Origin of the sequence: Planktothrix agardhii, from assembly GCF_904830935.1 — a bacterium.
Classification (GTDB): Bacteria; Cyanobacteriota; Cyanobacteriia; order Cyanobacteriales; family Microcoleaceae; genus Planktothrix; species Planktothrix agardhii.
In genome coordinates this window covers 1441470-1454413 of sequence record NZ_LR882952.1, presented here as the reverse complement: position 1 = coordinate 1454413, position 12944 = coordinate 1441470, and the positions used below count along the sequence as shown (strand labels likewise).

The 12944-nt window shown below is 42.8% G+C and carries 9 protein-coding genes; all 9 read left to right on the top strand.

Translation table 11 applies throughout. The features are described 5' to 3' along the window. Window positions 1-91: 91 nt before the first annotated feature. The 9 genes from NMG88_RS06820 to NMG88_RS06780 all read left to right on the top strand — a co-directional run bounded on the left by NMG88_RS06820 (window position 92) and on the right by NMG88_RS06780 (window position 12884). Complete coding sequence (locus NMG88_RS06820; protein WP_254035241.1) at window positions 92-4888, top strand: PAS domain S-box protein; 4797 nt, start codon at window positions 92-94, stop codon at window positions 4886-4888. After that, window positions 4885-5265 (top strand): response regulator, encoded by a 381-nt coding sequence (locus NMG88_RS06815; protein ID WP_027249072.1) that lies wholly within the window; start codon window positions 4885-4887, stop codon window positions 5263-5265. The genes NMG88_RS06820 and NMG88_RS06815 overlap by 4 nt, the downstream gene beginning before the upstream one ends. A gap of 116 nt (window positions 5266-5381) precedes the next feature. Further along, complete coding sequence (locus NMG88_RS06810) at window positions 5382-5990, top strand: hypothetical protein (protein ID WP_052338649.1); 609 nt, start codon at window positions 5382-5384, stop codon at window positions 5988-5990. A 100-nt stretch (window positions 5991-6090) separates the two neighbouring features. Further along, the gene (locus tag NMG88_RS06805; protein WP_227350310.1) at window positions 6091-6294 is read left to right on the top strand and encodes a hypothetical protein; all 204 of its coding nucleotides are present in this window, start codon (window positions 6091-6093) and stop codon (window positions 6292-6294) included. Between the two features lie 204 nt (window positions 6295-6498). Then, window positions 6499-7014, top strand: a complete 516-nt coding sequence (locus tag NMG88_RS06800; RefSeq protein WP_042152927.1) for a hypothetical protein — start codon at window positions 6499-6501, stop codon at window positions 7012-7014. A 91-nt stretch (window positions 7015-7105) separates the two neighbouring features. Continuing rightward, a complete protein-coding gene (locus NMG88_RS06795; protein ID WP_227382585.1) occupies window positions 7106-7345 on the top strand; it encodes an AbrB/MazE/SpoVT family DNA-binding domain-containing protein in 240 nt (79 codons plus the stop codon). After that, a complete protein-coding gene (gene vapC, locus NMG88_RS06790) occupies window positions 7342-7743 on the top strand; it encodes a type II toxin-antitoxin system tRNA(fMet)-specific endonuclease VapC (RefSeq protein ID WP_227350308.1) in 402 nt (133 codons plus the stop codon). The genes NMG88_RS06795 and vapC overlap by 4 nt, the downstream gene beginning before the upstream one ends. A 111-nt stretch (window positions 7744-7854) precedes the next feature. Then, complete coding sequence (locus tag NMG88_RS06785) at window positions 7855-11526, top strand: CHAT domain-containing protein (RefSeq protein WP_254035240.1); 3672 nt, start codon at window positions 7855-7857, stop codon at window positions 11524-11526. Beyond that, a complete protein-coding gene (locus NMG88_RS06780) occupies window positions 11526-12884 on the top strand; it encodes a hypothetical protein (RefSeq protein WP_254035239.1) in 1359 nt (452 codons plus the stop codon). Before NMG88_RS06785 ends, NMG88_RS06780 begins: the two co-directional genes overlap by 1 nt. The last annotated feature ends 60 nt before the right edge of the window (window positions 12885-12944 follow it).

The window sequence follows — 12944 nt, the reverse complement described above, 5'->3', positions numbered from 1 at the left end:
TGGGTTTAAAATCCCATATAATTTGATATAATTAGTAAAGTAGATTATTCCAAAAGTCTTTACAAAATTTAATATTGATTTAATTTTTACTATGACGACTTCAGAAATTTGTTCTGATTTGCCGAATGAGGGATATCAAGTGTTCCAGTCCCCAACCTGGGATGCACGATGGCAGATTAATCAATTTTTAGGAGTGATTCATGATCTGATCATGATTATTGATTGTGAACAGCAACAAATTCATGTTTTACCCACGAAGGCGTCTCCTAATTTATCTTCGGAATCGAACCCATTTTCTCGGGTTTTACAAGAGTTAAAAAATTGCCAGGAATCCTCTGAGTTTCCCCATCTAATTCAACAGGTGATCGAGACTCAAATAGCCCAAAATATTATTTATAAATGTGATCAGGATCGGTCAGATTATCAGATTTTAGTTGAGATTTATCCCCTATCAACAACAGAAGTTATAGCCGTAATTAAAGATCTAAGTCAATGTTCAACGGTGAAAGCAGTTCTGCAAAAAGTATCTGAAAAAACCCATTCCCCAACTCCAACTCCCACCCCCGTACTTCAAACAACTAAAGAATCCTTAAAAAAACAAATTGAAGAACGAAAACGGATTGAAACTCAACTTCAAGCTCGCAAAACCGAACTAGAAACATTAATGGATAATGCGGGGGATTCTATTGTTCGCCTGGATAAAAAATTACGCTATGTTTTTGTTAACCGTCGCACCGCTGTACTGATTCAAATTACTCAAGAAAAATTTATTGGAAAAACGAATTGGGAATTAGGAATTTCCGATCCGGTCGCTCAAGAATGGGATCAAAATTGTCAACAGGTATTAGATACAGGACAGCCTCAACAATTTGAGTTTGACTTAGAAACTTCCGAAGGACTGCGATCCTTTCAGACTTTAATTGTGCCGGAAATTCAACAGGGGGGAGAGGTTAAAACCCTCTTAGCAACTACACGGGATATTACCCAACAAAAACGCACCTTTGCGGAAACTCAGAAACAAAATCAATTTTTAAACCTATTAACCGAAATCACCTCAAAAATTAGGCAATCTTTAGAAATCAATTTAATTTTAAAAACCACCGTTGAGGAAGTACAGAAAGTTTTAAATGTTGATCGAGTGATCATGTTAAAATTAGATTCCCAGAGGGGAGGAACCGTAGTTCAAGAATCGGTTATACCCCAATGGTTATCCCTATTATCCCATAGAATTTATACCCCGGAATTAATCCCCTACCTGTCCGATGCTGCCGTACCGGATCGAGTGCTTATTTTTAGCAATTTGAGTCAAGAAAATTTAGATGCTTGCTATTTAGAATTAATGGAATTTTTCCAAGTTAAGGCGAGTTTAATTGTTCCGATTTGGTTAGAAAAAAAAGAAATTGATTCAATGATCACCCCACCCAAAAATCCAGAATCAACGAATGATTCCTCCAACCCTAAACCGAAATTATGGGGATTTATGATGGCCCATCAATGTGCAGAACCTCGCCAATGGGCAACCCTAGAAACTAACTTTTTAAAACAACTGGCTGATCAAGTCGGAATTGCCTTAAAACAGGCTCAATTAATTGCCGAATTAAAACAGGCTCATCAATGTTTATCCTGTCATTTTGATAATTCTCCCTTGGTGGTGATTGAATGGGATCAGCAACTCAAAATTAAACGCTGGTCATCCCAAGCTGAAAGGATTTTTGGTTGGACATCGGCGGAAGTTTTAGGTCAACAATGGTTTACCTTTCAAGAAGTTTTTGCCACAAATATCTTGCAAGTGAATCAAGAAATGATTCAACTGATTGATGGCACCAATAATCACCAAATTATTGAAGCTCAAAATCGCACTAAAGACGGCAGAGTGATTGATTGTGAGTGGTATAATTCCGTGGTTAGAGATGAAGGCGGGAATTTAGTTTCCCTTTTGTCCTTGGCGCAAAATGTCAGCGATCGCAAACAATCCGAAGAAGAATTACATCGAGTTAATCGAGCTTTAAGAACCATTAGCGACTGTAATCAAGTCTTAGTCAGAGCTACCACAGAAACCGAATTACTCCATGATGTTTGTCAGATTTTAATTAATATTGGAGGCTACCATTTTGCTTGGGTTGGTTATACCCAATATACCTCAGACAAACAAATTATTCCGATTGCTAAAGCCGGATTTGAAGCGGGCTATTTAGATAATTTAACCGTAACTTGGGATGACAGTGAATGGGGTCAGGGGCCTTCGGGAACCGCCGTTAGAACCGGGCAAACCTGTGTTTTTCAAAACTTTGAAACCAATGGCGATTATGCCCCCTGGAAACAACAGGCCCAAGAACGGGGTTATACCTCCTCGATTGCCATGCCTTTAATCATGGCGACCGACTCTCACAACCAACATTTACAACCAAAATTGAACGGAGAGATTTTATCAATTCCCTTTGGCGTACTGAATTTATATTCCACTCAAACTAATGCCTTTGATCCAGCCGAAGTTAAATTACTCAAAGAATTAGTAGATGATATTGTCTATGGAATTATAGCATTAAGAATTAGAGCCTCCCATGCCGAAACCGAGAAAAAATTTCGCCAACTTGCTGAAAATATTGATGATGTTTTTTGGATTACCAATGCTTTAGGTAATCAGTTTATCTATGTGAGTCCTGCATATCAACAAATTTGGAATCGAAATGTTAACGCCCTCTATCAGAATTTCCCAGCCTTTATTAATACCATTCATCCCCAGGATCAAAATCGGGTTTTACGCGCCCGGCAAAATCCCGATGGTCGGGGATTTGATTTAGAATATCGCATCCTGCGTCCCGATGGCTCCTATCGTTGGATTTGGGATCGGGGATTTCCAATTTTGAATGAAACCGGAGAATTAGAGCGTCGGGGGGGAATTGCCAAAGATATTACCCATCGCAAAGAAACCGAACAATTATTGCAAAAAAATAATCAAGAATTAGAATTACGAGTCACTCAACGCACAACCGAATTAGAAACCGCCAATGAGCGCTTACAATTTGAACTGATGCAGCGCCATCGGACGGAATTTAAACTGCGAAAAAGTGAGGAACAATATCGCACCTTAGTTAAGAATTTTCCCGATGGAGCGGTGTTTTTAGTCGATCTGGATTTTCGTTATACCATTGCCGATGGTATGGGCTTAGTCCTCAAGGGATTATCTCGAAAAATATTAGAAGGAAAAACCATTTGGCAAGTTTTACCCCCAGCCCTATTAGAGATTGTTGAACCCCTATATCGCTCGGCTTTAGCTGGGGAAATAACAATTTCCGAAGTAGAATATGATGGACGAATTTATTATCATCAAGCCTTACCCGTTCGCAACGAACAGGAAGAAATTTTTGCGGGAATGGTGGTGATGCAAGATATTACCGAACGCAAACAAGCCGAAGCCGAACGAGATAAATTGATTGCTATTATTGAAGCCACGCCTGACCTTATTTGCTCGGCAAAACCTGGAGGAGAAGTGGTTTATTATAATCGGTCGGCTCGGCAAATTTTTGGATTAGATCCAGAGGAAAAAATCAGCAATCGATATATTCCTCAACATCATCCCCAATGGGCAGTTGAAATTATTGAAAATCAAGGATTGCCGGCGGCAATTCGAGACGGATCTTGGATCGGTGAAACCGCATTGACCAGCTATGATGGGCAAGAAATTCCCCTATCTCAATTGATTATTGCCCATAAAAATCAGGAAGGACAGGTGTATCTTTTATCTACGATGGCTCGGGATATTACCGAACAAAAACGAAGTCAAGCGAATTTGCTCGAAGCCGAAAGACGGTGGCGGAGTTTATTAGAAAATGTCCGGTTATTAGTAGTCGGATTAGATCGGAATGGGAAAGTTGAATATGTTAATCCCTTTTTATTGGAAGTCATGGGCTATACCCAAACGGAAGTTTTAGGAAAAAATTGGTTATCAGATTTTCAAGAAAATTCGGCTCAAAGGCTGAGTGCCTCAGACTTTGCAGAACTATTAGAATATGATTTTAAACCCTATAGTCAACAGTTGATTGAGACAAAATTAGGCGAGGAAAAAATTATTAGTTGGAATCATACCCTGTTAAAAGATTTACAAGGAAATGCGATCGGGATGATGAGTATTGGGGAGGATATTACCGAAAGATACGCTATTGAAAGAATGAAAGATGAATTTATTTCCGTGGTTAGCCATGAATTGAGAACTCCCTTAACTTCCATTCATGGCGGGTTAAATCTGTTATCGACAGGATTAATTAATCCCCAGTCCGAACGGGGAGTCCACGTTATGAAAATTGTCGCCGAAAGTGCCGAACGTTTAGTGAGATTGGTGAATGATATTTTAGAATTAGAACGGTTAGAATCGGGAAAAATTTGTCTGAATAAACAAGTTGTGAATGCGGCAGATTTACTTTTGCAGGCTACGGAACAAATGCAGGTTATGGCTAATCGAAGCGGGATTAATTTGGAGGTTAGTAGCAAAAGTTTACAATTCTATGCCGATCCTGATCGGGTGTTACAAGTGCTAACTAATTTATTAAGTAACGCGATCAAATTTTCCGAGTCCGGGGGGGGTAATATTAAGTTGAGTGTGGAGACGGAACTTCCAGAAAATCTCGAAGAAATACCCAAGATTTTATTTAAAATTCAAGATCAAGGTCGAGGTATTCCTTCTGATAAAATTGAAAGAATATTTGAGCGTTTTCATCAAGTCGATGCCTCAGACTCTCGCAAAAAAGGTGGTACCGGGTTGGGTTTGGCCATTTGTCGTTCGATTGTGGAACAACATGGTGGGCAGATCTGGGTACGCAGTAAAGTAGATCAGGGCAGTTGTTTTTACTTCACCCTACCGATGGCAATATCAACAGAAGTGGATTCATGACAACAAAACGAGTTCTGATTATTGATGATGATGATGGGGTGCGGGAGATTATCCAAATTTGCCTGGAAGTTGCCGGGGGTTGGGAAGTCATAACCGCTTGCTGTGGGAGTGATGGATTGGATTTAGCTCAGAAAGCGCAACCGGATGCTATTCTCTTAGATGTGATGATGCCCGATATGGATGGAGCCACCACCTTTAAGTATTTACAAGCTAATCCCGAAACCCAGCATATTCCCACGATTTTGTTAACTGCTAAGGCAAAAATGAGTGAAAAACAGCAATTTATTCAGTTAGGAGTAACGGGAGTGATTACTAAACCCTTTGAAGCCATGGATTTAGTGAATCAAATTCGTACCCTTCTGCAATGGACGGAGTGAACTGTAACAAATTATTGCAAAATCAGCATGGGAATTTTTTCTTCACAAAATCTTCAAATTTATTAGTTACAGTTCAACCATAGGCAATTGCTTTTTTTTAGGTTCAACTGTGTTCCATGTATTTAAACTCTAAAAGTCTAACTTCGGTTGACAACACCCCGACTTCGATTGATCCCCTTCCTGAATTCGTCAAAAGTAAGTGTTCCATTGTTAGCTTTTCCACCTGTTCATCTTTAAATCAACCTTTTCACAGCCTTAGTCATTCGGGACAGGAAAATATGATTAACTCATCGGATCAAGAAAGGGAAAATCAGGGTGAGATGGATCATTCCTATGTAGAATTGACCATTGATGTTCTCCGTGCTCAAAACCGGGAATATATCCAAGCATTAAAGAATTTTTTAACGGTTTTGCCCAATCCTGGCTGGATTGAATTGGTTTTAATCAAGGCGATTTATCAACTTGCCGAAATTGATAGGGACGCTTGCAGTTGGGTTTTGGATCATTCTTCCTATTTGATGCCGGAGTTGGATGTCAACAATTATGCGGTGCAATCGGTTTGTTTTAAACTCCAATCCCAGGGATTTATTTTCAATCAAGATTTTTGGTTTGCAGCCCCTTTGCAACTCGAACTCACGAAAAATGCTGAACTGGAATTATGGCAGGATGTTTCTATCGGCGATCGCTTAATTATAGAAGAAATTTTGAAAATTCATGACTCCTAAATTGTATTTTTCATCAGGGTTTAAATCCAGTTCTAATCTTGAATTTCTTGAATTTTTTTAATTGTTATTATTTCCAATCCTGACTTTGAGGAAGTTAATTATGTCTAACGTGATTTGTCCCTGCTGTTCATCTACACTCCTGCGCCATATTCGCCACACAGGAGTTTATTGGTATTGTAGTCGTTGCCATGAAGAAATGCCTGATTTGTCCCTGAATCCTATAGAAAAAGAGAAATATAAGGAAATTGTTCCATTATCTTCGGTGAAAGAATTGCCAAATTTTAAGTTTAATTATATTTGTTGAATCAATCGAAATAATTTGTTAAAAATTGCTAGTTCAGCCTGATTTAATGTTACAACCTATTTAGGGTTGCTATAATCTTCAACTGATCTTTCCCTTCTCCATCGAAAGTTCCATGACAGATAGAGCAAAATTTGTTAAAATTCCCATGTTAATGGAATCAATTCCAAAACACAAAAGTCAATTAAATTTTAATTAGGAGAAAAAATGGCTGATAACAGACTTCGTAACTTTTTAATTGGTGCCGGAATTGCCACTGCGGGTGCTATTGGAACTAAAGTCGCCGTTGATTATTTTCGGAACAAGGGCAAAGAAGAAGTAGTAGATGCAAGTCAAGGAGATGCGATCGCCGCTTCTCCAGAACAAGTCAGTTATGCTGTAGTTCAACCCAGTGAAGTCCAGACCTTTTTAGATACCAGTTTTGGCGAACCCGGTCGTTATGTTCCCCTTCGAGAACCCAAAGTTTTTGATTATCAAGATCAACAATATATGGTGATTTGGGCCGAAGATAATAAAAACAAAAAAAATCAAATGATGGCCTTCCAATATACTGATACTGGCCGGAAAATGATTGCCAGTGTCGGCTATACTTCTGCAAAAACCGATTATAACCTTCCCGGCCTGGATAGTACCCCCTTTGCGGTGGAAGTCAATGGTCAAAAATTAACCTCTGGTAAAGGAGAAACAGGCGGCAGTAACGACGTCGATTTTGTTCTAGCTTAATTATTCCTTTGTAGAGACGTGCCACGGCGCGTCTCTCTATCTTGAGACTCTCTTAGGACTTAAACAAAAATAAGGAGCCAAATGGAGTAAAATGACTTCCAAAGATCGACTGACTCAAGAACTCAAAAACCTTCCCGATCAACTCATTGATCAAGTTTTAGATTACATTACTTTCATCAAATATCGTCATTTTTTCCGGTTGGAGAAACAACCGGAGTTAAGAGCAAGTTTAGACGAAGACTGGTGGGATAATTTGTCTCAATTTACGCCTGATTTTCTCGATGAGCGAGAACAGCCTGAACTCCCTCCGCGAGAGGATATTTTTCAATGAAGTATCTGCTAGATACGAATATTTGTATCTACATTATCAAACAAAAGCCAATATCAGTAAAGCAGCGTTTTCAATCTTTTGATATCTCTGATATGGGAATTTCTATTGTCACCCTTGGGGAACTTGAGTATGGGGCAGCAAAAAGTCAGAATCCCTCACGCAACCGCCAGACTTTAGCTATATTTTGTGCTCCCTTCGAGATCGTGGGTTTGAATCCAGAAGATGCACGAATTTTTGGCAATATTCGGGCTGATTTAGAGAAAAGGGGACAACCCATTGGTAGTTATGATTTGCTGATTGCGGCCCAAGCTCTCAGTCGCGGTCTGACGGTGGTGACAAATAATGTGAAGGAGTTCAGCCGGATCAACAATCTAGGGGTTGAAAACTGGGTAGAGTAGATTTTCTGGGGGAATAGGAGCATTCTACCTGACCGGACTCGAACCCGCAGGACATTTTAACCCTACTGAATGGGATAAAATAGCAACAATATTTCCACCCTGCCCAGTGCCATGAACGAACAACGCCTACAGGCCCATCTGTCCCTAATTCAAGAACTCCTCGACTGTCCCAGTGGGGAAGAAAACCAAATCCTCAACCAACACCCGGAACTGATTGATGGGGCATTTGTGCAGGTGTGCGAACAGGTGGCAGAAGAATTGCAGAGTGACGGACAAGAGAATAACGCGGGTTTTCTGCGAAATCTGGCGCAACAGTTGGGGGCGTTTTTGGCGAGGCAGGGGACTGGCGGAAATCAGCAAGAAGTATTACAACAGTTTTGGCAACAACTGCTCAATGCCGAAATGGAAAGCGGGGGGAATGAGGTCGCAGTCCATCAGGTGATGCGGCAATATATGGGGTTGATTGTTCCCAACCTGGGGGATACCATTGTCCAGTCAATACCAGGACTTCTAGCTCAGTATCCCGACCAACCCGAAAGAGCGGCAGGCTTAGTACAAGATACCTGCATCAGTATTCAACAATTCCCCTATGGTCGGTATGCAGAAGCCTTAGAGATTGCCATTCGCGGCTATGGGGTGGTGCTGGAACTGCGGGCGGATAACCCGGAAAAACGGGCGCAAACCCTGACTAACCTGGGAAATGCCCGCCTCACCCAAGCCCAGATGGGCATCAACCCCGCCGCCAATCTCGATAGTGCGATCGCTGCCTACGATGAAGCCGCAGAAATTATGCGACGGTTGGAGTTAGAAAAAGACCTCTCCACTACCCTGACTAACCTGGGAAATGCCCGCAGCACCCAAGCCGAGATGGGCATCAACCCGGCCGCCAATCTCGAAAGTGCGATCGCTGCCTACGATGAAGCCGCAGAAATTCGGCGACGGTTGAAGTTAGACAAAGACCTCTCCTCTACCCTGAATAACCTCGGAAATGCCCGCCTCACCCAAGCCGAGATGGGGATCAACCCGGCCGCCAATCTCGAAAGTGCGATCGCTGCCTACGATGAAGCCGCAGAAATTCGGCGACGGTTGAAGTTAGACAAAGACCTCTCCTCTACCCTGAATAACCTCGGAATTGCCCGCAGCACCCAAGCCGAGATGGGCATCAACCCGGCCGCCAATCTCGAAAGTGCGATCGCTGCCTATGATGAAGCCGCAGAAATTATGCGGCGGTTGAAGTTAGACAAAGACCTCTCCTCTACCCTGACTAACCTCGGAAATGCCCGCAGCACCCAAGCCCAGATGGGCATCAACCCCGCCGCCAATCTCGATAGTGCGATCGCTGCCTACGATCAAGCCACAGGGATTGGGCGGCGGTTGGAGTTAGACAAAGACCTCTCCTCTACCCTGACTAACCTCGGAAATGCCCGCCACACCCAAGCCGAGATGGGCATCAACCCCGCCGCCAATCTCGATAGGGCGATCGCCTCCTACGATGAAGCCGCAGAAATTCTGCGACGGTTGGAGTTAGACAAAGACCTCTCCGATACCCTGACTAACCTAGGAAATGCCCGCCTCACCCAAGCCGAGATGGGCATCAACCCGGCCGTCAATCTCGAAAGTGCGATCGCCTCCTACGATGAAGCCGCAGGGATTCGGCGGCGGTTGGGGTTAGCCCGCTACTTAGCAACAACCCTGAATAACTTTGGTTTTGCCTACCAAGCTCAATCTCGCCTAGCGGGGAACAGTTCCACCCAGAAACAACAAGCCCTAGAAAATTCCTACCGTAGCTTTCAAGAAGCCCTGGAACGGGTGGAATATCTGCGGGGGGAAATTGGGGCGGATAGTGAGGGCTATAAACGCAACTTTAATGAAGAATGGAACCAAGTTTATCGCGGCATGGTGGAAGTCTGCCTAGAGTTGGGTCGATACCAGGATGCGATTGAATATGTAGACCGCAGCAAAGCCCGCAACTTAGTGGAACTCATCGCCACCCGTGACGCATATCCGGGGCGCGTGATGCCCGATAACGACCGCCAACAGTTGCAGCAACTCAAAATCGCCATTGCTCAAGCAGAACGTCGCATCCAAGACGGGGAGAACCCCGACCCGACCCACCTCAACCAACTGCGGCAACAAAAGCGGCAACTCGAACCCTACAAACCCCTGCATTTCCAGGGGATGCAAGAGTTACTGGATAAAGAAACCGCCATCCTAGAATGGTATATCCTGGGGGATAAATTCCTGACCTTCACCCTAATGCCTGATCCCCCCCTAACCTCCCATTCAGAAGGGGGGGAACAAGAGGCAGACCCCTCAGAACCCCCTTTTTTAAGGGGGGCAGGGGGGATCACAATCTGGCAATCTTCACAGGAAGACCGAGATCAACTCATCGACTGGGGAAACGCCTACCTCAAAGACTACTACAGCAACAAAACTGAATGGCACGATAACCTCTCTCAACGGCTAGAAACCCTCGCCGAAATCCTCCACCTGCCAGAAATTCTGCAAAACCTCTTTAAAAAATTCCCCAACTGTAAAAAACTCATTCTCATCCCCCACCGTTATCTGCACCTGTTCCCCCTCCACGCCTTACCCATTCCCACAGGAGAAAGTGAGGTAAAATCCCTACAGGAATTATTTGAACAGGGTGTTACCTATGCCCCCAACTGCCAACTCCTGCAACAAGCCCAAACCCGCCACCGTCCGAATTTTAAACGCTTGTTTGCCGTCCAAAACCCGACCAAAGACCTAAGTTATGCTGATTTGGAAGTAGAAACCATTCGCCGTCTTTTCCTCGACCCCAACAGTCTCCAAAAACACAACGCCACAAAAGCCAACTTCCTCGCCAAAGACCTCCGCCAAACTCATCATCTTTTCTTCTCCTGTCACGCAGGCTTTAACCGCAATTCTCCCCTAGATTCAGGCTTGCAACTCGCCGACGGTATCCTCACCCTAGAGGAAATTATCGCCTCCCTCAACCTGAGTCAGTGCAGCCTTGTTACCCTCTCCGCCTGCGAAACCGGACAAGTGGCCATTGATACCACCGACGAATATATCAGCCTCTCCAGTGGCTTCATCCTGGCGGGTAGTCCTAGCGTCCTGGTTAGTCTCTGGTCAGTTAACCAAGTTTCCACCGCCCTGCTGCTGATTAAAACCTACGAAACCCTCCAAAACCACCCCGGACAACTCGCCATCGCCCTCAAAACCGCTCAAATCTGGCTCCGGGATACCACCGTTAAGGGGTTTCAAGACTGGGTGCGAGAATGCCAGCTATTAGTAGGAGGAGATTGGCAAAAACATTTAGCCGAATTTTTCCAAAAACTAGGGCAAAATGAAAAGGGGGTTAATGACCGCCCCTATCAGTCTCCCTATCACTGGGCGGCATTCTGTGTAGTTGGACAAGGAGAACAAAAAATGGCAAGCGATAGCGATAAAATTCAAGCCTTTACTCATTTATTGAGCCATAATCTTTTAGCTGACTATTTGCCAGATTTAGAGGAATTAAAACCCCAACTGGGTGATGATGATGAAAAAAATGCCGAAGCAATAGAGCAATGGTTAAATACCGATCAGCGTAAGTCAATCTTAACAGCTTATCAGGAACAATTAAAATCTATCACCTCTATTAATCCCCTCCTGGGAGTCACCGGAGAAAAAGGAATCGGTGGCAGTAAACCTAATCATAAAACTCCCAATTTATCCCTAAAAGAACTGATTGAAAACACCACAAAAGATAATACAAATTTGCATAAAAATCCAGAAGAAAAACCCCCACAGTCTTGATGAAAAATATCACCTTTAGCTGCTTCGCTTTCCACCTGCAACAACGCCTTGACGATCCCCCCGATGTCCCTAATCCGAAGGCAGATAGTCTCTGGAAAAGTTTAACATTTCTCCCCTTTCCTGAACTCGAAAATATCAAGTCTCAACCCGATGGGGAAGTTGAGTTAACAGCAATTCCGACTAATTTCGGGTTTAAGTTGGAGGGAAATTTGCAAGGGTTTCTCCTGAATGATACCTATTGTGTGGATATTACCCTCAAGCCGGAAGGGGAAAATGTAGAAATTGAAGTTGAACAACTTTCGGCTTTTCAACCCAAGGTTTTCCTGAATCAAATTAAAGCCGATTTAGGCAAAGTTTTAACTATACATGGGGAACAAAATTATTGGATAACATCAAAACCAAAACTTGAAGAAGCGGAAAAATGGGCAAATGCTTTATGTGCTTTATGTGAGGATAAGTCATTTAATCCACAATTTATTTATCAGTTGGAATTGTTTAATTGTCCCTGTTTTCTGTTTGAAGCCAGGGATTTAACGATTATTATTTCTTTAGCAAAACCCAAACAGTTAGATTTAGAAAAAGCTAATGATAACTATGAGTCGTTGAGGGATTTATTTTGGTGTCAAAAAAAGATTGTGGCAACCTACTCAAAGGCAAAACAGTCTTATCAAAAAGCGAGGGAACTCTATAGTAAATTAGAGAAGAACGTGCCAGAATTCTATAAAATTTCTGATGAAACCCCCGAACAACGGCTAAATCGCCTAGATACACTAGATACAATGGTTCAGAAAATTCCCCAAGATTTATTATATTATAATTGTTGTTTGCGGGATTTAAAAACTCATTATACCACAATTAAAACTAATTCTGATAATTTTAAAACCTGTTTGAGTTCTTTACTAGAGGCGGGAAATAAGCTGGATGTATGGTCACGTTTAGCTGAAAAAACCTATCCTCTTTATCTGCGCCAAATCGAGACTTATTTGGAGTATTTGGAACCAGGAAAAGATTTATTTAGTGATTTGATTAATACAATTAGGGCCAGGACGGAAATTGAACAGGCGAAAAGCAACCAAGATTTGCAAGACCATATTCAATCTATTGGTGTGGGAATTGCAGCCGGGGCGATAATTGCTTCTACATCGGGTTTGATGACAGCACCCTGGAGTCCTCCCACACGCGATAACTGGATGAAATCCTTTCCCCTTCCCCCTTTTATTATCGCCCTGCTTTTCAGTGCATTCTGTTCTTGGGGTGCATGGAAGTTAATGAAATGGCGAATTGAGAGTCAGAGAAAGCGATCGCTAAAAACTACCTCACAAAAAACCGCTCTTAAAAAAGAGGGAAATTCTACCTAGCCGGACTCGAACCCGGAGGACATTGGATAACAGTACCATTAAGGAAATCTTGCATACCCT